General features: G+C 63.7%; 15 protein-coding genes, 3 tRNA genes and 2 pseudogenes. 14 read left to right on the top strand and 6 right to left on the bottom strand.

Translation table 11 applies throughout. The features are described from left to right. Nucleotides 1-94: 94 nt before the first annotated feature. Nucleotides 95-1,048 (bottom strand): LysR family transcriptional regulator, encoded by a 954-nt coding sequence (locus tag J9893_RS05035; RefSeq protein ID WP_210600428.1) that lies wholly within the window; start codon nucleotides 1,046-1,048, stop codon nucleotides 95-97. A gap of 200 nt (nucleotides 1,049-1,248) precedes the next feature. On the opposite strand from J9893_RS05035, the gene J9893_RS05030 reads away from it, so the two are divergent. From J9893_RS05030 to J9893_RS04985, 10 genes and pseudogenes are all read left to right on the top strand, one after another. Then, complete coding sequence (locus J9893_RS05030; protein WP_210600426.1) at nucleotides 1,249-2,337, top strand: ketoacyl-ACP synthase III; 1,089 nt, start codon at nucleotides 1,249-1,251, stop codon at nucleotides 2,335-2,337. A 224-nt stretch (nucleotides 2,338-2,561) separates the two neighbouring features. Then, nucleotides 2,562-2,646: transfer RNA gene (locus tag J9893_RS05025), tRNA-Tyr, on the top strand. 42 nt (nucleotides 2,647-2,688) lie between these two features. Further along, nucleotides 2,689-2,773: transfer RNA gene (locus tag J9893_RS05020), tRNA-Tyr, on the top strand. A gap of 31 nt (nucleotides 2,774-2,804) precedes the next feature. After that, nucleotides 2,805-2,889, top strand: a tRNA-Tyr gene (locus J9893_RS05015). A 136-nt stretch (nucleotides 2,890-3,025) separates the two neighbouring features. Beyond that, on the top strand, nucleotides 3,026-3,298 hold the full coding sequence (locus J9893_RS05010; RefSeq protein WP_052815169.1) for a hypothetical protein: 273 nt from the start codon (nucleotides 3,026-3,028) through the stop codon (nucleotides 3,296-3,298). A gap of 113 nt (nucleotides 3,299-3,411) precedes the next feature. Beyond that, nucleotides 3,412-4,143, top strand: a complete 732-nt coding sequence (locus J9893_RS05005) for an EAL domain-containing protein (protein WP_210600424.1) — start codon at nucleotides 3,412-3,414, stop codon at nucleotides 4,141-4,143. Nucleotides 4,144-4,225: 82 nt separating this feature from the next. Next, nucleotides 4,226-5,534, top strand: a pseudogene (locus tag J9893_RS05000) (endonuclease/exonuclease/phosphatase family protein). 154 nt (nucleotides 5,535-5,688) lie between these two features. Beyond that, nucleotides 5,689-7,383 carry a sensor histidine kinase gene (locus tag J9893_RS04995; RefSeq protein WP_104454664.1) on the top strand — a complete coding sequence of 565 codons (1,695 nt, stop codon included), beginning with the start codon at nucleotides 5,689-5,691 and terminating at the stop codon, nucleotides 7,381-7,383. Beyond that, nucleotides 7,377-8,114, top strand: a complete 738-nt coding sequence (gene btsR, locus J9893_RS04990; RefSeq protein WP_104454665.1) for a two-component system response regulator BtsR — start codon at nucleotides 7,377-7,379, stop codon at nucleotides 8,112-8,114. Before J9893_RS04995 ends, btsR begins: the two co-directional genes overlap by 7 nt. Nucleotides 8,115-8,325: 211 nt before the next feature. Then, nucleotides 8,326-10,134 carry a carbon starvation protein A gene (locus J9893_RS04985; protein ID WP_104454666.1) on the top strand — a complete coding sequence of 603 codons (1,809 nt, stop codon included), beginning with the start codon at nucleotides 8,326-8,328 and terminating at the stop codon, nucleotides 10,132-10,134. A gap of 147 nt (nucleotides 10,135-10,281) precedes the next feature. Here J9893_RS04985 and J9893_RS04980 read toward each other — a convergent pair. Continuing rightward, a protein-coding gene (locus tag J9893_RS04980) for an IS5 family transposase (protein WP_103261584.1) occupies nucleotides 10,282-11,135 on the bottom strand; the annotation gives its coding sequence in 2 pieces (ribosomal slippage) (nucleotides 10,282-10,793 and nucleotides 10,793-11,135; 855 coding nt in all). A gap of 145 nt (nucleotides 11,136-11,280) precedes the next feature. Between J9893_RS04980 and pepE the strand changes: the two are divergent. Both pepE and fumC read left to right on the top strand, forming a co-directional pair. Then, nucleotides 11,281-12,045: pseudogene (pepE, locus tag J9893_RS04975) on the top strand (dipeptidase PepE). Between the two features lie 79 nt (nucleotides 12,046-12,124). Further along, nucleotides 12,125-13,516, top strand: a complete 1,392-nt coding sequence (gene fumC / locus J9893_RS04970; RefSeq protein ID WP_210600422.1) for a class II fumarate hydratase — start codon at nucleotides 12,125-12,127, stop codon at nucleotides 13,514-13,516. 131 nt (nucleotides 13,517-13,647) lie between these two features. Here the strand turns inward: fumC and J9893_RS04965 are convergent, their stop codons facing one another. Next, nucleotides 13,648-14,085, bottom strand: a complete 438-nt coding sequence (locus J9893_RS04965; protein ID WP_010673262.1) for a VOC family protein — start codon at nucleotides 14,083-14,085, stop codon at nucleotides 13,648-13,650. 398 nt (nucleotides 14,086-14,483) lie between these two features. On the opposite strand from J9893_RS04965, the gene putA reads away from it, so the two are divergent. Further along, nucleotides 14,484-18,431 carry a trifunctional transcriptional regulator/proline dehydrogenase/L-glutamate gamma-semialdehyde dehydrogenase gene (putA, locus tag J9893_RS04960; RefSeq protein ID WP_210600420.1) on the top strand — a complete coding sequence of 1,316 codons (3,948 nt, stop codon included), beginning with the start codon at nucleotides 14,484-14,486 and terminating at the stop codon, nucleotides 18,429-18,431. Between the two features lie 157 nt (nucleotides 18,432-18,588). Here the strand turns inward: putA and alr are convergent, their stop codons facing one another. Both alr and dnaB read right to left on the bottom strand, forming a co-directional pair. Next, on the bottom strand, nucleotides 18,589-19,662 hold the full coding sequence (alr, locus tag J9893_RS04955) for an alanine racemase (protein WP_210600418.1): 1,074 nt from the start codon (nucleotides 19,660-19,662) through the stop codon (nucleotides 18,589-18,591). Nucleotides 19,663-19,800: 138 nt separating this feature from the next. Further along, nucleotides 19,801-21,195, bottom strand: a complete 1,395-nt coding sequence (dnaB, locus tag J9893_RS04950) for a replicative DNA helicase (RefSeq protein WP_210600416.1) — start codon at nucleotides 21,193-21,195, stop codon at nucleotides 19,801-19,803. A 421-nt stretch (nucleotides 21,196-21,616) separates the two neighbouring features. Between dnaB and J9893_RS04945 the strand changes: the two genes are divergently transcribed. Further along, nucleotides 21,617-22,471, top strand: coding sequence for a Tim44-like domain-containing protein (locus tag J9893_RS04945; protein WP_010673257.1), 855 nt, complete (start codon nucleotides 21,617-21,619; stop codon nucleotides 22,469-22,471). A 196-nt stretch (nucleotides 22,472-22,667) separates the two neighbouring features. On the opposite strand, the gene ushA is transcribed toward J9893_RS04945, so the two are convergent. Continuing rightward, nucleotides 22,668-24,338, bottom strand: a complete 1,671-nt coding sequence (gene ushA / locus J9893_RS04940) for a bifunctional UDP-sugar hydrolase/5'-nucleotidase UshA (protein WP_210600414.1) — start codon at nucleotides 24,336-24,338, stop codon at nucleotides 22,668-22,670. Nucleotides 24,339-24,551 lie beyond the last annotated feature (213 nt).

Below are 24,551 nucleotides of genomic sequence, written 5' to 3'. Positions count from 1 at the left end.
GGGATCAGGGTAGGGGGTGGCTCGCTATGCCAGAAGTGAAAGTTATGAATAGAGTCCATAGCCAGTGGCTATAGAGTGGCACAACCCGCTGCCATCAGCGGCTCGCCTGCGACCCTCCTGTCAACTGCTTGCGACTCTCCCCCAGGGTGAATTGCAGGTGATCCCGCAGGAAGGGATAGGCCAGCTCGCGAAACCAGCGGTGAGCCGGATCCAGGTGGTGGCGCTGGTGCCACAGCAGATGATACTGCTGGACCCGGGTGGCGAAGGGGAGATCGCAAAAACTCAGGGCATGTTCCCGGGAGAGCTGCCAGGCGATATGGGCCGGGGTGGTCATCAGACAGTCTGTGCGCAGCAACACCTCCACCGCGGCCTGGAAGAAGGGCACCCGGGCAAACCAGCGGCGGGAGAGCCCGCGAGGGGCCAGCACCTGCTCCACCGGGCTGTCCTTGTCCCCGCCCCCGCTCACCTGCAGGTGGGGCCATGCAAGGTAATCCTCCAGGCTGAGCGCCATGCCAGAGAGCGGGTGATGGCGCCCCATCAGCACCACCAGCCTGTCCTCCCCCTGATGCAGGCCGCGGATCTGGTCCGGCACCAGCTCCGTGATGGTGGAGACCATGTCCAGCTCCGATTGCCAGAGCTGGGGCAACTGGCGCTTGTCCCACAGGCTGTACTCCAGTGCCGCCCGGGGGGCGGTCCTCGCCAGGGCCGCACAGATGTCCGGCAGGATGTGCTGGGCCACGTAGTCGGAGGAGGCGAGCCGAAACACCCGCTCGCAGCGCTCGGGGGCAAATTCCGGCGCCTCGTAGAGCCGCTCCAGGGCACCGAGGGAATCGGCAAGCTGGGCCGCCAGGGCCTCGGCCCGCGGGGTCAGCAGCCAGCGCTGCCCTTCCCGCACCAGCAGCTCGTCGCCAAACTCGCTGCGAAGCTGGCCGAGCTGCTTGCTGATGGAGGGCTGGCTCAGGTTCAGCAGCTCCGCCGCCCGGCTGATGTTGCGGGTCTCCAGCAGCACCTTGAGGGTGGGCAAGAGATTGAGATTCGCTTTGTGCACAGGAGTCACCTCGGGAAGGGGTCGCCGGGATCGGGCCTTCATCTTACGGCAAGGAGAAGCGGAAATTTAAGCAAAATCACGGTCTTGCTCCCGCCACTCCCCTTACACTAGGGGGACCGCAGGATGACAGCGAACGCCCCGTGCGGCATAATTTCGCCACTTTCCGCCCCAGAGCGGCCATCACGACAAGCGACGACAAGATGACATACGCCACTATCACCGGGTGGGGAAAATGCCTGCCCCCCGCCTCGCTGACCAACGATGACCTCGGCACCATCATGGATACCTCGGACGAGTGGATCTACCCGCGCACCGGCATCAAGGCCCGCCGTGTCTCCCATGTCAGCACCCAGGCGCTCGCCACCCTGGCCGCCCGTCGCGCCCTGGCGTGCGCAGGTCTGGACGCCGCCGCCCTCGATGGCATCATCCTCGCGACCGCCACACCGGGCACGCTGGTCCCCAATGGTGCCTCCGCCGTGCAGCAGGCCCTCGGCGCCCACAAGGCAGCGGTGTTCGACCTCAACGCCGCCTGCACCGGCTTCGTCTATGCCCTCTCGGTCGCCACCTCCCTGGTGCAGACCGGCATGATGCAAAGGGTGCTGGTGATCGGTGCCGAGCGATTGACCCAGTTGCTGGACTGGGCCAAGCGCGACACCGCCGTGCTGTTCGGGGATGGCGCCGGCGCCGTCATCATCGAGGCGAGCGAGCAGGAGAGCGGCCTGATTGCCAGCAAGCTCGGCTGTGACAGCGAAGCGCGGGAGATACTGCACGTGCCGAACTTCGGGACGGATCGGGTGCGTTTCGCCGACATTGACGGCCTCTTCACCTTCAACTTCGAGGGGCAGGAGATCTTCAAGCGCGCCGTGCGCGGCATGGGCGAAGCCACCGGCACCGTACTGGCCCAGGCCGGCATCGCCCCCGAGCAGGTCGACCTCATCGTGCCGCACCAGGCGAACGTGCGCATCATCGAGACCCTGGCCAAGCGGATGAACGCCCCCATGGAGAAGGTGATGGTCAACATAGAGCAGTACGGCAACACCTCCGCCGCCACCGTGCCCATCGCCCTGTGCGAGGCGCTGGAGCAGGGTCGGGTCAAGCCGAACAGCTACCTGCTGACCGCCGCCTTCGGGGCCGGGCTGACCTGGGGCGCCGCCCTCATCAAATGGGGAGATCGCGTCACCCCGATCGCGAATTGCGACGAGGTGCTGCCCCCCTGCGAGCAGAGCGCCCTCGAACTCATCGCCCATGCGGTGCAGGGTTGCCAGCAGGCCCGCCCCGCCGACGCCTGAGCGAGCGCCCGCTCCCCATGATCCGCCAGGAGCCCCGGGGCTCCTGGCTGCCAGCCCCCCCTACGCCCCCTCGCCGTTTCGGCAGCGACATAAAAGTCATTGAAAAGTGTGAATTTTGAGCGAAACATATCAAAAAATGACCACTTGACACTTTTTTGTCGTCAGAATGCGGCCAAGGGATTCACAACCTTGCCGGATCTGGTAGTATGCGGCCTCGCACTTGGGGAGGGGTTCCCGAGCGGCCAAAGGGATCAGACTGTAAATCTGACGGCTCTGCCTTCGAAGGTTCGAATCCTTCTCCCTCCACCATTCAAGTGCGTCAAGTAAGTAAAAATCAGGAAAATACCCCGTGGAGGGGTTCCCGAGCGGCCAAAGGGATCAGACTGTAAATCTGACGGCTCTGCCTTCGAAGGTTCGAATCCTTCTCCCTCCACCATCTTCCTGAACACAATATGCAATGCCCCTGTGGAGGGGTTCCCGAGCGGCCAAAGGGATCAGACTGTAAATCTGACGGCTCTGCCTTCGAAGGTTCGAATCCTTCTCCCTCCACCATCCTTCAGACAACCCGGCCTCGTGCCGGGTTTTCGCTTTTCTGGATAGAATCCATATGGCGCTGTCAGATCTGACAATTGCTCTCCCCGCACTTTTTAGAAACAGTGGAGCCTCATGTCGCAAGGAGTGCACACAGATGTTTGAAATCTGGGATGAAACGGGTCGCGAGCACGGGCTGACACTGCCCGAGCTGCAACTGCGGCTGCGGGATTACCAGGGAGACGTGATGGTGCGTTACCTCAACCGCCTCGGCCTGCCGAGCACCCTCTTCCTGACCATCCGCCAGGGATGTGCCTATCAGCGCTTCAAGGCGGGTTCCCCCATGCTCGACTGGTCCTGGCTTGCCCAGGCCATGCACGCAGCTCCCCTGGTTGGCGCCGAACCTGCACAGGGCCATGCTCTTCCCTGACCCCCTCTCATCCTGCCCACACCCAAACAGGGCCCATTATCAGACTCTTCCTACAGCCTCCGTTTAGACCCTCCCTGTATGATGCGTAACCATGTTCCCGTCAGGTGAAGGCCATGTTTGCGTTCAAAGAAGAGTATCCCGTAAGGGCCATGGTCAGCATGGCGGATATCGTCGTCCCCTTTTATCAGCCCATCATCGGCCAGGATCGTCAGGTCAAGGGGTATGAGGTGCTGGCCAGGCGCTGGGATGCCGGCAACCAGGGTTATCAGAGCATCGATTTTGCCGCCCTCGGCGAGGATGATGCCCTGCACCTGGATATCGTCATGCTGAGGGCCATACTGCGCGATCTGCCCGTGCTCGCGCAAAAAGGCCCCTATGCGCTCTCCATCAACCTCAATCCGGCGCTCTCCAGCCCCACCTACCGCAACCTGCTGTTGCTGGTGCTGCTCCAGGCCCGCAAGCTGGGGATAGCCATCTGGTTCGAGGTGCTGGAGCACGTCAGGATCAAGCGCCAGCACAGGGAGATGATCGAGGTGTTGCGGGCCCATGGCGCCCACATCGCCTGCGACGACTTCGGCTCCCAGGCGTGCAACTTCCAGCGTCTGATGATGCTCCCCTACGAGATAGTGAAACTGGATCGCTCCCTGCTGCTTCAGGCTGCGCTCAACACCCACGCCCTCAACATGCTGACCGGACTGGTGAAGTACCTGCAGCGGCTCGGCATGGCCGTGGTGTGCGAGGGGGTGGAGACCCAGGCCCATATCCAGGTGGCGAACCGGCTCGACTGCGACTATCAGCAAGGCTACGCCTACGCCATGCCCTCCCCCCTCTCCCGCTGGGCCTGAGCGGAGCGCTTGACCCTCAAGAGAGAAACAGGGGCACATTCCCCTGGAAATCCGGCAGGGTGCTGCCATTTTTCTGCCAAAGATGGCAGGCTGTCCCGGCCACCATGACGCCGAGACCAGCCATGATCCGCTTTGCCACCTTCAACCTCGCCTTCGATCGCACCGCCGCCGGCATGCTCGCCGGTGAACTGGCCCTGAGCCGCACCGAGCAGGATGCCCTGCTGGCCCGCCTCGCCGACGGCACCTTGAGCGGCGCCGAGAAGACCAAGGCCCTCGACGTGCAGCAGATCCGCAACATCGCCGAGATTGTGCAGCGCACCCGCCCCGACGTCTTCCTGCTCAACGAATTCGACAACGACGGCAAGGGCAGCAACACCACGGACCTCAAAGCCTTCAACGACAACTACCTGGCCCACGCCCAGCACGACGAGGTGACCGCCATCAGCTACCCGGTGCTGCAGAACTTCGCCACCAACACCGGCCTGATGAGCGGCCATAACCTCAACCTGGACGGCAAGGTCAACAACGGGCCGGACGACGCCTGGGGCTTTGGCAACTACCACGGCCAGTACGCCTTCGCCGTGATGTCCCAGTACCCCATCGATACCAAGCAGATCCGCACCTTCCAGAAATTCAAGTGGAAGGACATGCCGGGCGAAGCGAATCCCGTCATCGACGACTGCAACAACGCCAGGGCGCCGATCCCGGCCAGCCGCCAGTGCGGCGATGCCTGGTATGACGACGCCGCCTGGCAGGCCTTCCCGCTCTCGTCCAAGAACCACGCCGACGTGCCGGTGCGCATCAAACGCGGCAACAAGGAAGAGGTGATCCACTTCCTCATCTCCCACCCCACTCCGCCCATCTTTGGCAACGCGGCGCGCCACAACGTCAAGCACAACCGGGCCGAAGTCGCCTTCTGGCAGGACTACGTGGAGACCGCCAGCTACATGGTGGATGACGCCGGCAAGGCGGGTGGCCTGCCCGAGGGTGCCAAGTTCGTCATCGCCGGCGATCTCAACGCCGATCCCCAGATTGGCGATGGCGATCTGACCGCCATTCAGGATCTGCACAACCATGTGCTGGTCAACCAGGCCGTCACCAACGGCGCCCTGATCCCGGTCAGCCAGGGCGGCCCCGAGTGCCTCGCCAGCCAGCCGGATCAGTGCAAGCGCAACAACAACCGTCCCACCCCGGAGCGCATCACCAGCAGCAGCGGCCTGCAGCTCGACCACGTGCTGCCCTCCGCCAACCTGAACGCGGTCGCCTCCGGCGTATTCTGGCCGGCCAGCTTCGAGCCGGGCTACCACCTGGTGTACGACGCCAAGCTCGGCATCGCCAAGGGAGTCAGCTCGGATCACCGCCTGGTATGGGTCGACGTCGCACTCGATTGACCGGCAGACAGGGCGAAGGGATGCCTTTGGCTCAGGGTGCCGGCAAATCTGTGCGCAGGCGCGCTATTCCGGCGCCCGCGGCTTGCAGCGCAAATCGGGGTTTGCTAATACTCCGCGTCCATTGGATGAGCATCCCCTTTCGAGATAGTGTGCCGTGGCTTTCGAACAATTCGCGCTCGTGATATCTCTCTTCCAGCAGCTCTGCGTCTATCTGGTGATCGCCTGGCTGCTCTCCAAGACGCCGCTCTTCATGCCACTGACTCAGGTGACACTGAGCTGGCCCCACAAGATCCTCTGCTACCTCATCTTCTCCGGCTTCTGCGTGATGGGCACCTACTTTGGCCTCAGGATCGAGGACTCCATCGCCAATACCCGCGCCATCGGCGCCGTGCTCGGCGGCATCGTCGGCGGCCCTGTGGTGGGGCTGCTGGTGGGGCTCACCGGCGGCATCCATCGCTACTCGCTGGGGGGCTTTACCGCCCTGGCCTGCACCTTCTCCACCATCGCCGAAGGGCTGCTCGGCGGCCTGGTGCACCGCCACTTCGTCGCCCGCCACCGGCTCGATCTGCTGTTCAGCCCCTGGGTGGTGGGATCTGTGGCCCTCATCGCCGAGCTGATGCAGATGGGCATCATCTTGCTGGTAGCCCGTCCGTATGACGACGCCGTCCACCTCATCGAGAACATCATCGCCCCCATGCTGGTGGCCAATACCCTGGGGGCCGCCATGTTCATGCGGATGATCCTCGATCACCGCGCCATGCTGGAGAAGTACTCGGTCGCCTTCTCCGCCCGCGCCCTCAAGATCGCCGAGCGGGCGATGCGGGTGCTGGACAAGGGGTTCACCCAGGAGGCGTGCCAACAGATGGCGCGCATCCTCTACGAAGAGACCGGGGTGGGCGCGGTGGCCATCACCGATCGGGAGAAGCTGCTCGCCTTCATCGGCATCGGCGAGGATCACCACCTGCCGGGCACCGCCATCAACTCGGCCCACACCTTCAAGGCGATCCAGCACAACGAGGTGGTCTATGCCGACGGCAACCTCATCCCCTACAGCTGCAACCTGCATCCCCAGTGCCGGCTCGGCTCCTCGCTGGTCATTCCGCTGCGTGGGGAAGAGGGGTCGGTGGTGGGCACCATCAAGCTCTACGAGCCCAAGCGCAAGTTCTTCTCCTCCATCAACCGCACCCTGGGAGAGGGGATCGCCCGGCTGCTCTCCGGCCAGATCCTGGCCAGCAAGTACAACGAGCAGAAGCGGCTGCTGGCCCAGTCGGAGATCAAGCTGTTGCAGGCGCAGATCAACCCGCACTTTCTGTTCAACGCCCTCAACACCCTGGCGGCGGTGATCCGGCGCGACCCCGAGGATGCCCGCACCCTGGTGCACCACCTCTCCACCTTCTTTCGCAAGAACCTCAAGCGCCAGGGTGACGAGGTGACCCTGGCCGACGAGCTGGAGCACGTGAACGCCTACCTGCACATCGAGCAGGCCCGCTTCGCCGAGCACCTGAGCGTGCAGATCCAGATTCCCGAGCCGCTGCTGGAGTACCGGCTGCCCACCTTCTCCCTGCAGCCCATCGTCGAGAACGCCATCAAGCACGGCATCTCCCAGATGTTCGAGCCGGGCAAACTGACCCTGACGGCGCGGCAGGAGGGTGAGCAGCTGGTGCTGGAAGTTGAGGACAACGCCGGCCTCTATCAGGCCAGGCGGGAGGAGAGCGGCCTTGGCATGAACATAGTGGATCGGCGCATCAAGGCCCGTTACGGCGCCGAGTACGGGGTCACCATTCACTGCGAGCCCCATCAATCCACCCGGGTGAGGATCACCCTTCCCCTGCAGGAGAGCCCATGCTGACCGCCCTGATCGTCGACGATGAACCCCTCGCCCGCGAGGAGCTGCGGCTGCTGCTGGCGCAGGCGGGCAATATCCGCCTGCTGGGAGAGTGCGCCCACGCCATGGAGGCGCTGCCCGCCATCCATCGCCTCAAACCCGACCTGCTGTTTCTCGACATCCAGATGCCGCGCATCAGCGGGCTGGAGCTGGTGAGCATGCTGGATCCGGACTTGCGCCCCCACATCGTCTTCATCACCGCCTACGACGAGTTTGCCCTGCGCGCGTTTGAGGAGAACGCCCTCGACTACCTGCTCAAGCCGGTCACCAGCGAACGGATGAACAAGGCGCTGGAGCGCATCCAGCGGCTGCTTTCGCCAAAGGGTGAGCTGGCGGGCCAACCGCTGCCGGATCCGACCCGCATCGCCCAGCCCCTGCGCAGCATTCCCTGCAGCGGCCACAACCGCATCCTGCTGCTGCCCCTTGGCGAGGTGGAGTTCGTCCACAGCGATCTGGCCGGCAACAAGGTGGTGAGCGCCCAGCAGCAAGGCACCACCGAGCTGACACTGCGCACCCTGGAGGAGAAGACCGGCTTCGTGCGCTGTCACCGCCAGTACCTGCTCAACCCGGGCCAGATCCGCGAGATCCTGCTGCTGGACGGCGGCCTGGCGGAGGTGGTGACCCAGGGCGGCCACAAGGTGCCGGTGAGCCGGCGCTACCTCAAGCCCCTCAAAGAATTGTTGGAGATCCCCTGAGGGGCGGGCCACTCGCCCCGTCCCCTGCCCGTTACCGCTCACCCGCTTGCCGCGCCCGCCGGCTCATCCCTCAAACCGCTCGGGGCCGCTTTTCTGCCGCTCGCGGGCGGCCCTCTGCCACTGACCCTTTCTGCGCTCCCCTTTCCCTGCCGCCTGCGTAGAGTGCAGCCTGAGCCCGGCCAGATTGGCCGCAGGAAAAGGAAACTCCGTCATGCAACACGCAATCACCTTCGTCATTGCGGCCCTCTGCATCCTCGCCATCGCCTATCGCCTCTACGGCGTGTTCTTTGTGCGCAAGGTGCTGCGGGCCGACGACAAGCTGGTCACCCCCTCCCACGAGCTGGAAGATGGCAAGAACTATGTGCCGACCAACAAGTGGGTCAACTTCGGCCAGCACTTCGCGGCCATCGCCGCCGCCGGCCCGCTGGTGGGCCCGGTCCTGGCGGCCCAGTACGGCTACCTGCCGAGCTTTCTCTGGCTGCTGATCGGCTGCGTCATCGGCGGTGCGGTACACGACACAGTCGTGCTGTTCGCCTCCATGAAGCATCAGGGCAAGTCCCTCTCCGAGGTGGCCAAGGCCGAACTCGGCCCCATCGCCGGCTGGTGCACGGGCCTTGCGATGCTGTTCATCATCACCATCACCATGGCGGGTCTCTCCATGGTGGTGGTGCACGCGCTGGAGCGTAACGCCTGGGGCGTGTTCGCGGTCTTCATGACCATCCCCATCTCCATGGTGGTGGGGATCTGGCACAAGCTGACCGGCAACCTGCAAGCCGCCTCCTGGGTGGGCTTCATCGCCGTGCTGGCCTGCGTCTTCTTCGGCCCCTACGTGCAGGAGAGCGCCTTCGGTGCCTGGCTGACCCTGCGCGCCGAGACCATCAGTCTGGCGCTGCCCATCTACGCCTTCTTCGCCACCGCGCTGCCGGTCTGGCTGCTACTCACCCCGCGCGGCTACATCTCCAGCTTTATGAAGATCGGCGTGTTCGGCGCCCTGGTGATCGGCGTCATCTGCATCAACCCCGAGATCCAGTTCCCCGCCATGACCCAGTTCGTCCACGGCGGCGGCCCGGTACTGGGCGGCCCGGTCTGGCCCTTCATCTCCATCACCATCGCCTGTGGCGCCATCTCCGGCTTCCACGCCTTCATCGGCTCGGGCACCACCCCGAAACTGGTGGACAAGTGGAACGACATCCTGCCGGTCGCCTTCGGTGCCATGCTGGCCGAGTGCGTGGTGGGCGTGATGGCGCTGATCGCCGCCACCGCCCTGCACCCGGCGGATTACTTCGCCATCAACGCCACTCCGGAGGCCTTCGCCAAGCTGGGGATGCAGGTGGTGGATTTGCCCTTCCTCTCCCAGGAGATCGGCATGGATCTGAACGGCCGCACCGGCGGCGCCGTCACCCTGGCGGTGGGCATGTCCTACATCTTCACCAAGGTGCCCTGGTTCAGTAACCTCGCCTCCTACTTCTTCCAGTTCGTGGTGATGTTTGAAGCGGTGTTCATCCTGACCGCCGTCGACTCCGGCACCCGGGTCTCCCGCTACCTCATTCAGGACTTCTTCGGCGAGTTCTACCCGCCCCTCAAGCGCATCGACTGGATGCCGGGCGCCATCGGGGCCAGCGTGCTCGCCTGCGTCATGTGGGGGTATCTGCTGATGTCCGGCGATATCGGCTCGGTATGGGCCCTGTTCGGGGTATCGAACCAGCTGATGGCCTCGGTGGGCCTCATCATAGGTGCCACCATCATCCTGCGCCTCGCCAGCAAGCGCCGCTATATGCTGACCTGCCTGATCCCGCTGGCCTACCTGTTCGTGACCGTCAACTACGCCGGTTACTGGATGATGCGCAACGTCTACTTCAACTCGGCCGCCAAGGGCTACAACCCGATGAACGGCGCCATCTCCCTCATCATGCTGGTGCTGGGGGCGCTGATCCTGATCTCCGCCCTGCGCAAGTGGAGCGAGCTGTGGAAGCTGCGCCAGCAGCCCGAGTTCCGGGTGGCCGAGGCGACCGCCTCCTGATCCGTCCAGCCCTCCTCGGACCCCGCCTCGGCGGGGTCTTTCATTGGCGCTGCGAATTCATCCATTGGCATTGACCCGCCCCTTCGCAGTGGTTGAATGGGTCCCCGGATCACAGAACCGCCCAGCCCGGGGTGCTAGGCTGTGTTCTCAAAATGCTGGTTTTCTGTCCACACATAACTCGCGCAAGTAGCGAAGGCAGAAAGCCAGTTTGATAAAGGCTGCAAAACTCTTGGCTAGCTTTTCATATCTCGTTGAAAACCGGCGAAACTTCTTCAACCAACCGAAGCACCGCTCCACGACATTGCGCCTGCGGTAATGCACCTTGTCCAGTACCAATGGACGCCCCTTATGGCGCCGTTGCTGGTCGCTGCGTTGCGGAATGACCGCTTTTATCCTTCTCCGCCGTAGCTCGGCTCGAAAGGCTTTGCTGCTATAGGCCTTGTCTGCGGCAAGATGCGCTGGCCGTGTTCGGTAGCGACCTGATGACGTTGGTATCCTCGCCATGGCCAACGCGCTTGTTGCATAGCTGATTTCTGCTGATTGCCCCGGTGACAGGCAGAAGCTCAGTGGTAAGCCATGACCGTCCGTGACCAAGTGAATTTTGCTGCCGAAACCTCCCCGCGAACGGCCAAGGGCTTGATTCATTGAGGTGTTTTTTTACGTGCACCGGCAGCATCTTTGGATGCTCTGACATTGGAGCCGTCCAGGCACCACAGGTCGAAATCGATGAGCCCTTCTTCATTGAGCTTGAGTTGCAGCGCTTCCAGAATGGCATCAATCCGGCCTGCATCCTGCCAACGCCGGAAGGTGTTGTAGACCGAATTCCATGGTCCGAAACGTTCTGGAAGGTCTCGCCAAGGAGCTCCGGTGTGGAGTATCCAGAGAATGCCATCGAGCACTTGGCGCGGTTCACGGGTAGGGCGCCCGATCAGGCTTCGAGAAGGAAACTGGGGCTCGATAAGCCCCCATTGTGCATCAGTCAGCTGATAACGGCGGGACACGGAATGGATCTTAAGCTGTTGAGAAGATGTGAGATTATATCCTCATCACTTTAAGAACACAGCCTAGCATGCCCCGACGGCCACTTGGCCGCACCGGCCCAAGTGATCCTCCCTCCTCCGCTTTCACCCTTTGAGGACAGCTTTCATGGAACTGCTTCTGCTCAGCAACGGCAAAACCACAGAACACCCCGGCCTGCTCGGCTGGGCCCGGGAGCGGGTACGAACCCTGCTCGCCCGCAAACAGGTCAAGCGCATCCTGCTCATCCCCTACGCGGTGATCCGCAGCGACTGGGACGCCCGCGCCTTCGAACTCAGCGAGAGCCAGGGGGTGAAGGCCATCAGCATCCACCAGTTCGACGATCCGGTGGATGCCATCCAGCGGGCCGACGCCATCTTCATCAGCGGCGGCAACACCTGGCGCCTGAACCAGCTGCTGCACGAATACGGCCTGGTGGTGCCCATCCAGCGTGCCGTGCGCGAGCGAGGCGTGCCCTATGTGGGCTGGAGCGCCGGCTGCAACGTGGCTACCCCCAGCATCCGCACCACCAACGACATGCCGGTGTGCAGCGCCGCCGTGCTGCCGGCGCTGGGCCTGTTCCCCCTGCAGATCAACCCCCACTACCTGGATGCCGGCATCAGCGGCCACATGGGGGAGACCCGGGACGAGCGGCTCGCCGAGTTCTGTGCCATCAACCCGAGCGAGTCCGTGGTGGCCCTGCGCGAAGGGAGCCTGCTTTAGGTAAGCGGCGAGCACGGCGGCGAGAGCATCGAATACTGGAACGCCCGGGGCGAGGGCTTCAAGATCTTCAAGCACGGTGAGACCACTCAGGAGTTCATCACGGCCGCGCCCCTGGCCGGGCTGACGCCGTTTCACCCCCTGGCCGGGGCCATGACGACCGCGGTGACCTGAGCGTTCGCCCGCGGGATTTGCCATGCTGTGAGGGGCAAGGGATCTTCCCTCGCCCCTTTTCCTGCCGGCGGGAGGCACCATGACCATCAGGATTGAACACGACAGCCTCGGGGAGATCGCCGTCCCGGTCGATCGGCTCTGGGGCGCCCAGACCCAGCGCTCCCTGCACCACTTCAACATCTCGGGAGAGCGCCAGCCCAGGGAGATCATCCATGCCCTGGCCCGCATCAAGTCCGCCTGTGCCAGGGTCAATCACGCCCTGGGACTGCTGCCCGCGCGCAAGGCCCAGGCCATCATGGCGGCCGCCGACGAGATCCTGTGCGGCCAGCACGACGCCGAGTTTCCCCTGATGGTGTGGCAGACCGGCTCCGGCACCCAGACCAACATGAACCTCAACGAGGTGCTGGCGAACCGGGCCAGCGAGCTGCTCGGCGGCCCCCGTGGCGAGGGGCGGCTGGTACACCCCAACGACGAGGTGAACAAGAGCCAGTCCAGCAACGACGTCTTCCCGAGCGCCATGAACCTGGCCGCCGTCACCGCCATCACGGGCCAGCTGCTGCCGGCGCTCGTCCCCCTGAAAGAGACCCTGGCGAGCAAGGCCGCCGCCTTCGACGACATCGTCAAGATAGGCCGCACCCACCTGCAGGACGCCACGCCCCTCACCCTGGGGCAGGAGATCTCCGGCTGGGTAGCCCAGCTCAGTCAGGGGGAGCGCCACATCCGGGCCGCCCTGCCCCATCTGTGCGAGCTGGCGCTGGGGGGCACGGCGGTGGGTACCGGCCTCAACTGCCCCCCAGGTTTCGCCGACGCGGTGGCCAGGACCCTGGCCGAGCAGACCGGTCTGCCGCTGGTGAGCGCTCCCAACAAGTTCGAGGCCCTGGCGGCGAGCGATGCCCAGGTCCATGCCCACGGCGCCCTCAAGACGCTGGCGGCCTCCCTCATGAAGATCGCCAACGACGTGCGCTGGCTCGCGAGCGGCCCCCGCAGCGGGCTGGGGGAACTCATCATTCCGGAAAACGAGCCCGGCTCCTCCATCATGCCCGGCAAGGTCAACCCGACCCAGTGCGAGGCGCTCACCATGCTGTGCGCCCAGGTGATGGGCAACGATGTGGCCATCAACATCGGCGGCGCCAGCGGCAACTTCGAGCTCAACGTGTTCAGGCCGATGATCGCCTACAACGTCCTGCAGAGCGTGCGGCTGCTGGCGGACGGCATGCAGAGCTTCCACGACCACTGCGCCGTCGGCATCACCCCGAACCAGGCCAGGATCGACGATCTGCTCTCCCGCTCCCTGATGCTGGTGACGGCCCTCAACCCCCATATCGGCTATGACAAGGCGGCCGACATCGCCAAACGGGCGCACCATCAGGGGCTGAGTCTACGGGAGGCGGCCATTGCCTCGGGCCACCTCAGCGCGGAGCAATTCGATGCCTGGGTGATCCCCGCTGACATGGTGGGTCGCACGCCATAAAGCAGCTCAGCGCACTGCAATCCCATGCCCGGGGCATACCAGCGCAGGTGGCAGGCGCAGCAAATAGGGACAGTGATGGGCAATAAAGATGAAAAGGGCGCCATGGCGCCCTTTTCATTGCAGATCTGCCGTCAGGTCTTGCTCTGGCAGTTGAACATCCAGTGGGTGCCGAACTTGTCCACCAGGGATCCGAAATAGTCACCCCAGAACATCTCCGCCAGCGGCATCTCCACCTGACCTCCCTCGGCCAGGGCTGCGAACAGGCGATCGGTCTCGCCCCGGCTGTCCGGCTCCAGGTTGAGGTAGCTGTTGTTGCCCTGCACCAGGGTGAACCCCATGCTGGCCGGAGCATCCGTGCCCATCAGCACGTGACCCCCAAGGATGGGCAGGGCCACATGCATCACCAGCTCCCCGTCTTCCTCCGACAAAGGGGGCTGGCCCGGGCAACCCGGGGACTCCTTGAACCTGTGGATGGGGCCGCTGAAGTCACCGCCGAACACTTCGCGATAGAAGAGGAAGGCAGCCTCCGTCTCCCGGGCAAAATTGAGATAGGTACTGACACGCGCCATGGGTTTCTCCTTGTCACCGATAGCTGGCCCCTGTGGCCAGCTAACAGCATAGAAGAGCACGGGGCTCTGTCAGGTGGCGCTCCGCCCCCTTCTGCGCACGGGGGAGCCGCGCTCACAGCCCAGGCTCGGTCGAACCCCCAAAAGCGCAACCACATTTACAAGAGGTTGCACCTCACATCAGCATTCATAAGATGCATTGCCAACCCATTAATAATGCTGTGAAAAGCGGACAAGCGGCGGGCTTGAAAGGAGCCTGATGGAGACCGGATTCATGGAAGAATTCAACAATGTAACCAATACATTAAAATTTCTTGCTTGAAGGTTGCACCTGGTTGCACCATCATCGGCGAAATTTAACCGTCCGGTAATATTGTTACCTTCTAGACACAGGAAGTCCCATGGCCACTACCACCCTCGGCGTCAAACTCGATGAAGCGACCCGCGACCGCCTCAAACAGGCTGCGCAGACCCTGGATCGCACTCCCCACTGGCTGATCAAGCAAGCCATCTTCACCTATCTGGAGCAACTGGATCGCGGTCTGACCCCGCCCGAGCACTCCGGGCTGGCTGCCGCCGCCGGGGAAGAGGCCGTCGAGACCCTGACCGAGCAGGGCATCCAGGTCTTCCTCGAGTTTGCCGAGAGCATTCTGCCCCAGTCCGTGCTGCGGGCCGCCATCACGGGGGCTTATCGCCGCCCCGAGACCGAAGCCGTCCCCATGCTGCTGGAGCAGGCCCGTCTGCCCAAGGAGAAGGCTGACGCGACCCAGAAGCTGGCCATGGGCATCGCCGAGAAGCTGCGCAACCAGAAGAGCGCCAGCGGCCGTCAGGGCCTGGTGCAGGGGCTGCTTCAGGAGTTCTCCCTCTCCTCCCAGGAAGGGGTGGCCCTGATGTGCCTGGCGGAGGCGCTGCTGCGCATCCCCGACAAGGCGACCCGGGATGCCCTCATCCGCGACAAGATAAGCGGCGGCAACTGGAGCCAGCACCTGGGCCAGAGCACCTCATTGTTCGTCAACGCGGCCTCCTGGGGTCTGCTCATCACCGGCAAGCTGGTGGCCACCCACAACGAAGCGGGCATGAACAACTCCCTCAAGGGACTCATCGGCAAGGGGGGTGAGCCGCTCATCCGCAAGGGCGTCGACATGGCGATGCGCCTGATGGGTGAGCAGTTCGTCACCGGCGAGACCATCGCCGAGGCGCTGGCGAACGCAGGCGGCATGGAGAGCAAAGGGTTCCGCTACTCCTACGACATGCTGGGGGAAGCGGCCCTGACCGAGGAGGATGCGAAACGCTATCTGGCCTCCTACGAGCAGGCCATCCACGCTATCGGCAAGGCCTCCCACGGTCGCGGCATCTACGAGGGGCCGGGTATCTCCATCAAACTCTCCGCCCTGCATCCGCGCTACAGCCGCGCCCAGTACGATCGCGTCATGGAGGAGCTCTACCCCACCTTGCTGGGCCTGACCCAGCTCGCCAGGCAGTATGACATCGGCATCAACATCGACGCCGAGGAGGCCGATCGCCTGGAGATCTCCCTCGATCTGCTGGAAAAGCTCTGCTTCGATCCGTCCCTCGCCGACTGGAACGGCATCGGCTTCGTCATCCAGGCCTACCAGAAGCGCTGCCCCTATGTGATCGACTACGTCATCGATCTCGCCAAGCGCAGCCGTCACCGCCTGATGATCCGTCTGGTGAAGGGCGCCTACTGGGACAGCGAGATCAAGCGTGCCCAGCAGGAAGGGCTGGAAGGCTACCCAGTCTACACCCGCAAGCCCTACACGGATGTCTCCTACCTCGCCTGCGCCCGCAAGCTGCTGGCGGTGCCCGAGGCCATCTATCCCCAGTTCGCCACCCACAACGCCCACTCCCTGTCTGCCATCTATCAGCTCGCCGGTCAGAACTACTACCCGGGTCAGTACGAGTTCCAGTGCCTGCACGGCATGGGTGAACCCCTGTACGAACAGGTGGTCGGCAAGGTGGCCGACGGCAAGCTGGGTCGCCCCTGCCGCATCTATGCACCGGTAGGCAGCCACGAGACCCTGCTCGCCTACCTGGTGCGCCGCCTGCTGGAGAACGGGGCCAACACCTCCTTCGTCAACCGCATCGCGGACAACAACATCTCCCTCTCGGATCTGGTGCAGGATCCGGTGCAGCAGATCGAGCAGATGGCCGCCCGTGAAGGGACCCTGGGTCTGCCCCATCCGCGCATCCCCCTGCCCCGGGATCTCTACGGCGAGGCGCGCCCGAACTCCGCAGGTCTGGATCTCGCGAACGAGCACCGCCTGGGGTCACTCTCCGCCGCCCTGCTCGCCAGCACCAACACCGCCTATCAAGCCGTGCCCATGCTGGGTTGCGACACCGAGGCGCCGACCCAGTTCCAGCCCGTGCTCAACCCGGCGGATCACCGCGATGTCGTCGGTCAGGTGAGCGAAGCCACGGTAGCGCTGGTGGACAAGGCGCTCGCCTGCTCCCTCACGAGCGGCCAGATCTGGCAGTCCACCCCGCCAGCCGAGCGGGCCGCCGTGCTGGACAGGGCAGCCGATCTGATGGAATCCGAACTGCAACCCCTGATGGGCCTGCTGGTACGCGAATCCGGCAAGACCTTTGCCAACGCCATCGCCGAGGTGCGCGAAGCGGTGGACTTCCTGCGCTACTACGCCGCCCAGGCGCGCAACCACTTCGCCAACGACACCCACAGGCCGCTCGGCCCCGTGGTCTGCATCAGCCCCTGGAACTTCCCGCTGGCCATCTTCAGCGGCCAGGTGTGCGCGGCCCTGGCCGCCGGCAATACGGTGCTGGCCAAGCCTGCCGAGCAGACCCCCCTCATCGCCGCCCAGGCGGTGCGCATCCTGCTGGACGCGGGGGTTCCCGCCGGTGCGGTGCAACTGCTGCCGGGCCGTGGTGAGACCGTGGGTGCGGCGCTCATCGCGGACGAACGGGTGCGCGGCGTCATGTTCACCGGCTCCACCGAGGTGGCGGGCATCATCTCCCGCAACCTGGCCGGTCGCCTCGACGCCCAGGGTCGCACCATTCCCCTCATCGCCGAGACCGGCGGCCAGAACGCCATGATCGTCGACTCTTCCGCCTTGACCGAACAGGTGGTGATGGATGTCATCTCCTCGGCGTTCGACAGCGCCGGTCAGCGCTGCTCCGCCCTGCGAGTGCTATGCGTGCAGGATGACGTGGCGGATCGGGTGATCCGGATGCTCAAGGGCGCCATGGCCGAGTACAAGGTCGGCAGCCCCGAGCACCTCTCCACCGACATCGGTCCCGTCATCGACGCCGAGGCCAAGGCCAACATCGAGCGCCACATCAAGGCCATGGGCGACAAGGGGCGCAAGGTGCACCAGATCGCCCGCACCCAGGGGGATGCCTGCAGCCGTGGCACCTTCGTGCTGCCGACCCTGATCGAGCTCGACAGCCTGGACGAACTGGGACGCGAAGTGTTCGGCCCTGTGCTGCACCTGGTCCGCTACCCGCGCACCCGGCTCGGGGAGTTGCTCGAGCAGATCAACGGCAGCGGCTACGGCCTGACCCTGGGTGTTCATACCCGCATCGACGAGACCATCGCCCAGGTGGTGAACGTGGCCAAGGTGGGCAACCTCTACGTCAACCGCAACATCGTGGGCGCCGTGGTCGGGGTGCAACCCTTCGGTGGGGAAGGGCTTTCCGGCACCGGTCCCAAGGCCGGTGGCCCGCTCTACATGTATCGCCTGCTCGGCGCCCGTCCCCAGGAGGCGGTGGCCAACCAGCTGCACCAGGAGTCCGGCGCCCTGCATGCCGAGGCGAAAGCCCCCCTCGTGGCCCTGCGCGATTGGGCGAGCAAGCAGGATCCGGCCCTCGCCGCCCTGTGCGATCACTACGCTGCGCTCTCCCAGAGCGGCCGTACCCAGCTGCTGACCGGCCCCACCGGCGAGCGCAACAGCTACAGCCTGCTGCCCCGGGAACGGGTGCTCTGTCTTGCCCAGGAGAAGGCCGACCTGCTGGCCCAGCTGGCCGCCTGTCTGGCGGTCGGCAGCCAGGTGTTGCTGCCGGACGATGCCCAGACACGCTCCCTGCTCTCTTCCCTGCCGACCGAGGCGCGGGATCCCATCGCGCTGGTGGCGGACTGGGCCACGGGGGAGACGGACTTCGATGCCCTGCTGCACCACGGCGACTCGGATCAGTTGCGGGAGGTGAGCAAGCTCGCCGCCGCGCGCCAGGCAGCCCGTAACGGCGCCATCATCGGTGTGCACGGCCTGCATCGCGGCGAGACCGACATCCCGCTGGAGCGCCTGCTCATCGAGCACGCCCTCTCGGTCAACACCGCCGCCGCCGGTGGCAACGCCAGCCTGATGACCATAGGCTAAGCGCCGCATAGTGACGGAGACTCAAGCCCCGCCAATGCGGGGCTTGTTCTTTCGTCTCTGGGACACGCCCATGAAAAAGGCCGCCCTTGTCGGGGCGGCCTTTTTGTTCTCCCCTCTCCCCTCGCGGGAGAAGGGTTGGGGATGAGGGGCGACTCGCCTACACATACTCCATAAAGACGCGGGAGGTGAGCTTGGTGATGAGCTCATAGGGAATGGTGCCGATCTGGTCGGCAACCCGCTCTACCGGCAGCCCTTCCCCCCAGAGCACCGCCTCGTCACCGGACTTGTCGGTGGCGCCGGGACCGAGATCCACCGTGGTCATGTCCATGGAGACGCGCCCCACCAGGGGCACGATGCGGCCATTGACCAGCACTGGCGTGCCGTTGGGGGCCATGCGCGGATAACCGTCGCCATAGCCGATGGCAATCACCCCGAGCCGGGTATCGCGATCCGACACCCAGTTGGCGCCATAGCCTACCGGCTCGCCCGCCTTGTGATCGCGCACCGCGATGAGCTGGGTCTTGAGGGTCATCACCGGCTGCAGGTCATAATCCGCCGCCACCGTATTGGGGAACGGCGACACGCCGTAGAGGATGACGCCGGGGCGCACCCAGTCGCAGTGGGAATCCGGCCACGCCAGGATGCCTGCCGAGTTGGCCATGGCGCGCTCGCCCGACAGCGGCGCAGTCAGCTGGCTGAACAAGTCGATCTGCTCGCGGGTGGTGGGTTGCTCCAGCTCATCGGAGCGGCTGAAGTGGGTCATGACGTTGAACGGCTGCACCACGTTCTTGCACTTGCCGAGGCGCTCGATAAAGGCGGGCATCTCCTCGGCCCGTACCCCGAGGCGGTGCATGCCGGTGTCGAGCTTGAGCCAGGCCACCACGGGGGCAGGCAGCTCCGCCTGCTCCAGCGCTTCGAGCTGCTCCCAGGTGTGCACCGCGGTCTGCAGGTTGTTGGCCGCCAGCACCGGCAGGTCGGCGGCGCTGAAGAAGCCCTCCAGCAGCACGATGGGCTTGACCACGGCGCAGGAGCGCAGCATCAGCGCCTCTTCGATGCGGGCCACCGCGTAGGCGTCCGCATCCACCAGGGTGCGGGCGACCGGCAGCAGGCCGTGGCCATAGGCGTTGGCCTTGACCACGGCAATGATCTTGCATTGGGGGGCGTGGCGTTTGACCACAGCGAGGTTGTGGCGCAGGGCCGCTGTATTGATCTGGGCGATAGCCGCTTTCATCTGTTTTCCCTTACGAGGGCATGATAATCAGGCACCGGGTGGTGTCAGCCCTCAAATCTCATCGTCTAAGGCCGGACCGGCAGAATTGTCGAACCGGGAAAACTGTTTATGGATGCCGGGAGCAGGCTCCCGGCTTACTTAGTAGTCATCATCAAACGCCGGGCCCGCGTAGTTGTCAAAGCGCGAGAACTGACCCTGGAAGGTGAGCCGCACTCGTCCTATGGGGCCGTTACGCTGCTTGCCGATGATGATCTCGGCGATCCCCTTGTCGGGGCTGTCGTCGTGATAGACCTCGTCGCGGTAGATGAACATGATCAAGTCCGCATCCTGCTCGATGGAGCCGGATTCCCGCAGATCCGAGTTGACCGGGCGCTTGTCGGCACGCTGTTCCAGGCTTCGGTTCAGCTGGGAGAGCGCCACCACGGGGCACTGCAGCTCTTTCGCCAGCGCCTTGAGGGAGCGGGAGATTTCACCGATTTCCAGAGTTCGGTTGTCAGACAGCGCCGGCACCCGCATCAGTTGCAGGTAGTCCACCATGATCATGCTGATGCCGCCGTTGTCCCGCGCCACCCTGCGGGCACGGGAGCGCACTTCGGTCGGGGTGAGGCCGGAGGAGTCGTCGATGTACATCTTCCCCTTCTCCAGCAGCAGCCCCATGGTGGAGGAGAGCCGCGCCCAATCCTCGTCGTCGAGCTGGCCGGTCCGCACCTTGGTCTGGTCGATGCGCCCCACCGAGGCCAGCATACGCATGATGATCTGCTCGGAGGGCATCTCGAGGGAGAAGATCAGCACCGGCTTGTCGGCGGTGAGGGCCGCGTGCTCGCACAGGTTCATGGCAAAGGTGGTCTTGCCCATGGAGGGACGGGCGGCGACGATGACCAGATCCGAACGCTGCAGGCCGGCGGTCATCTTGTCCAGATCGTTGTAGCCGGACGACACGCCGGTCACCCCGTTGTGGGGGGTCTTGAACAGCTCTTCAATCTTGTCGACGGTCTGCTCGAGGATGAGCTTCAGGGGCTGGGGGCCCTCGTTGGCGCTGGTGCGCTGCTCGGCGATCTGGAACACCTTGCTCTCGGCCAAGTCCAGCAGATCGTTGGAGGTACGTCCCTGGGGCTCGTAGCCTGCTTCGACTATCTCGTTGGCGACCGAGATCATCTCCCGCACCACCGCCCGCTCACGCACGATCTCGGCGTAGGCACTGATGTTGGCGGCACTCGGGGTGTTCTTGGCGATCTCCACCAGATAGGCGAAGCCACCGGCCTCTTCCAGTTGCTCGGAGCGCTCGAGCTCCTCCTGCAGAGTGATAAGGTCGATGGGGGTGCCCGCATTGGAGAGGCGGGTCATGGCCTGGAAGATCAGGCGGTGCGGGCGGCTGTAGAAATCCTTGTCGATCACCCGTTCGGCGACCCGATCCCAGGCCTCGTTGTCCAGCATCAGGCCGCCCAGTACGGACTGTTCGGCCTCAAAAGAGTGGGGAGGTACTTTCAGCTGTTGTGTCTTGGCGTCTTTTTTCGCCGTCACTTGCTCTGCCATACACATAAAAACCGCAGCGGGAAGGGGACGGGAATTTTACAAAAGAAACCCCGCCATCGCGAGCGCTAATACGTCCCGTCATCGCATCCGGCGACAAGACGGGACCCAGGCCTCGTCAGCGTCATCCACTTGTGCGCCGCAGACATGCCTCACAGTACGAGAAAGGGCCAGACCAGGGTCTGATCTTTCGTTCTAGCTCTTTGTTTGTTGCGCAGCCTGCGCACCGAGCGACTCGGCCGTCTGTGTCTCATGGGCGCCTCCCCTGTCGGACGACTCAATCTGTTCATGAATAATTCATGCCATCCGTGATAATCATACCCGCAAGCTGCAACACAAAAAGGGACTGGCAGCCTGCCATGCGCCTCGCTGAGCTTGCACAAGCAGAGCATGCCCCCACCTACATGAGAGTGAAAGAGTCAAAATGAAAAAGATGCTGACCCTGTTTGCCCTGATCCTGGCCATTGGCCTTGGGGCACCCATCGCCGAGGCCAAGAAACTTGGTGGCGGCAAATCCTTTGGCAAGAGCTACAAGACGGCTCCAGCCCAACCTGCAGCCAAGCCGGTCGACACCAAGAACCCGACCGTGGGCGCCCAGGCACCCAAGAAAGGCGGCATGATGGGCGGCCTGCTGGGTGGTCTGCTGGCCGGCGGCCTGTTCGCCTACCTGCTGGGCAGCGGCGCCTTCGAAGGTCTGCAAGGGATGGACTTCCTGCTGATCGCCCTGCTGGCACTGGGCGGTGTCTTCCTGTTCCGAGCCCTGCGCAGGAACAAGGCAGCAGCGGCCCAGCCACAGACGGCCTATGCGGGCTATCAACCGCCCCAGAGCGCGGCCCCCCAGCAGTTCGAGCAAAGCCACAGCGCCCCGCAGGCCACCGGTTTTGCCGACAGCGACGTGCCCTTCCGTCTGCCCCCGGGCTTTGACATGAACGGCTTCCTGGCCGGCGCCCGCGATCACTACCGCACCCTGCAAGAGGCCTGGAACAAGAACGACCTGGAGAAGATCCGCGAGTACGTGAGCCCCGAGCTGTTCGAGCACCTCAAGGCCGAACGCGCCGAGCTCTCCGGTGAGCAGCACACCGAGGTGATGTACGTGGACACCCAGCTGGTCCGTGCCGACTACGGCAGCGACTGGGCCCAGGTGAGCGTGCGCTTCAGCGGCCGCTACATGGACCGTCAGGAGCAGGTCGAGGAGGATATCAAGGAGGTGTGGCACCTCGAGCGTGATCTCGCCAAGGACAATGCCCCCTGGCATATCGTCGGCATCGAGCAGCTCTAAGCACGCTCCTCCGGCAAGCATGATAAAGGCGACCTCAGGGTCGCCTTTTTATTGCCATCGGATCGTGTCATGCCCTATTTCGAGGCAGCTCCCCGTGGCCGGATATATTTCCCGAGAGACAATGCTGATGACATTGAAAATAAAAAGAGAGGCAGCCATGGCTGCCTCTCTTTTTTATTGGCTCGGGGTGCAGAGATTATTTGCAACCCTCTACCGAGGTGGAGTTGATATAGCTGACCTCGCCGGCCGGCTGATAATCGGCGACCTGGATGGTCTTCTTCGCCGCGATATAATCCTTCAGCACACCGGCATCCACCAGACCGGCATTGATGGTGTCGATCTTCGGATAACCGTCACCACCGGCCGCGCTGAAGCTCGGGATGGAGAAGCTGTAGGTTGCTGCCGGATCGAAGGCCTTGCCGCCGATGGTGGCGATGTCCACACTCTTGGCTTGGCAATCCACCGTCATCTTGATACCGCCGAACTGGGCATAGCCACCGGTATTGGCGGTCTTGGTCGCGACCTGACCCAGGTAGGTCAGCAGCTCGTTGCCGCTCATGGTCGCCTTGTTGACGGTGTTGCCGAACGGATGCACGGTCAGCACGTCACGGTAGCTGATGTCCCCTGCCGCGATGGAGGCACGTACCCCGCCGGAGTTGACGATGCCAAAGTCGGTGCTCAGCTTCTCGGCGGTCGCGGTGGTGATGAGACGACCCAGGTTGGTCTGCTTGTTGCGGACGTTGGCGCGCTCACCGTCCAGTACGCCATCGGTGGCACCGATAACCACACCCAGCTCCTGCTGTCCCTTCTCCTGATAAGTGAGCAGGGTGTTGTAGAGCTCGGGATCCTTGACGATCTCTTCTTGGATGAAATCACCGTCCGCGTTCTTCAGGTTGACCGGGATCAGATCGTACTGGGTCAGGGTCAGCTTGCCATTCTGATAGTCAAACTGGGCACGACCCACATACTTGCCCCACTCGTGAGCCTGCATGATCCAGGTGCCGTTCTGCTGATCCGGCTGGCAATCGTCGCCCGGCTTGAAGTCGGCGTACTTGTCCGGGGTGCCCGGCTCCATGCAGACCGGGTTCTGGGAGTGACCACCGATGATGGCGTCCAGGGTGCCTGCCGGCAGCGCACGGGCCATTTCCACGTCACCCGGTGCGTTGCTGCCGTGCTGACCATTCTCGTAATGGCCCATGTGGGTGATGGCAAGAACCAGGTTCGCCTCTTTGTTGTCGCGGATCTGCTTGCCGAGATTGGCGGCTTCCGTGGTCGGATCGCGGAACTCCAGGGTCTGGACGTTGTTGGGATCCACCAGCTGGGCGGTGTCCTCTGTGGTCAGACCCAGCACGGCGACCTTGAGGCCGCTTTCCAGCTTGAACACCTTGTAGGGATCGAAGTAGCGCTTGCCGCTCGTCTTGTCATAGATGTTGGCGGAGATCATCGGGAACTGGGCCCACTGACGCTGTTTCTCGAGGATGGTCAGGGGGTTGTCGAACTCGTGGTTGCCCACCGCCATGGCATCGTAACGGATGCTGTTCATGGCCATGAAGTCCGGCTCTGCATCCTGCAGATCCGACTCTGGCACCCCGGTGTTGACGTCACCGCCGGAGAGCACCAGCACTTCGCTGCCCGCCGCTTTCGCCTCGGAACGCAGCCGCTCGACCAGGGTCTTCTGGGCCGCCATGCCATATTCGCCCTTGTCGTTGTGCCAGAAACGACCGTGGGTATCATTGGTATGCAAAATGGTCAGCTTGCAGACATTTTCGGTGCAGGGGGCGACGCTGTCGTTGCTTGAGGTATTGCAGCCGCTCAATGCGGCAAGCACTGCCAGTGCGATACTTCCTTTGACAAATTTATAATTCATTTCCATATCACCTTGTTATTTTGTTATTGGACGACCCTATCCAGGATCGGGCGGTAATATAACAAACAACATGTGACGGTTTTTCATCGGCGACTCACAAATTCCGCCAAATGTGATCATCCACGCAACCTGTTTCCCCTATTTGGAACAGAGGCCCCCCACTCACAGAGCAATTTCCCCCATGATGGCAGCCCGCCGGTAACGGTTATGGCA

The organism is Aeromonas sp. MaB10011B, from assembly GCF_017939325.1.
GTDB lineage: Bacteria > Pseudomonadota > Gammaproteobacteria > Enterobacterales > Aeromonadaceae > Aeromonas > Aeromonas caviae.
This window is presented reverse-complemented; position numbering and strand designations above follow the sequence as displayed.

Coding starts and splice junctions, on each gene's coding strand:
- J9893_RS04985 (WP_104454666.1), top strand. CDS start 8,326: ATGCAACACGCAATCACCTTCGTCATTGCGGCCCTCTGCATCCTCGCC.
- J9893_RS04945 (WP_010673257.1), top strand. CDS start 21,617: ATGAAAAAGATGCTGACCCTGTTTGCCCTGATCCTGGCCATTGGCCTT.
- dnaB (WP_210600416.1), bottom strand. CDS start 21,195: ATGGCAGAGCAAGTGACGGCGAAAAAAGACGCCAAGACACAACAGCTG.
- J9893_RS04965 (WP_010673262.1), bottom strand. CDS start 14,085: ATGGCGCGTGTCAGTACCTATCTCAATTTTGCCCGGGAGACGGAGGCT.
- alr (WP_210600418.1), bottom strand. CDS start 19,662: ATGAAAGCGGCTATCGCCCAGATCAATACAGCGGCCCTGCGCCACAAC.
- J9893_RS05030 (WP_210600426.1), top strand. CDS start 1,249: ATGACATACGCCACTATCACCGGGTGGGGAAAATGCCTGCCCCCCGCC.
- J9893_RS05005 (WP_210600424.1), top strand. CDS start 3,412: ATGTTTGCGTTCAAAGAAGAGTATCCCGTAAGGGCCATGGTCAGCATG.
- btsR (WP_104454665.1), top strand. CDS start 7,377: ATGCTGACCGCCCTGATCGTCGACGATGAACCCCTCGCCCGCGAGGAG.
- ushA (WP_210600414.1), bottom strand. CDS start 24,338: ATGAATTATAAATTTGTCAAAGGAAGTATCGCACTGGCAGTGCTTGCC.
- putA (WP_210600420.1), top strand. CDS start 14,484: ATGGCCACTACCACCCTCGGCGTCAAACTCGATGAAGCGACCCGCGAC.
- J9893_RS05010 (WP_052815169.1), top strand. CDS start 3,026: ATGTTTGAAATCTGGGATGAAACGGGTCGCGAGCACGGGCTGACACTG.
- fumC (WP_210600422.1), top strand. CDS start 12,125: ATGACCATCAGGATTGAACACGACAGCCTCGGGGAGATCGCCGTCCCG.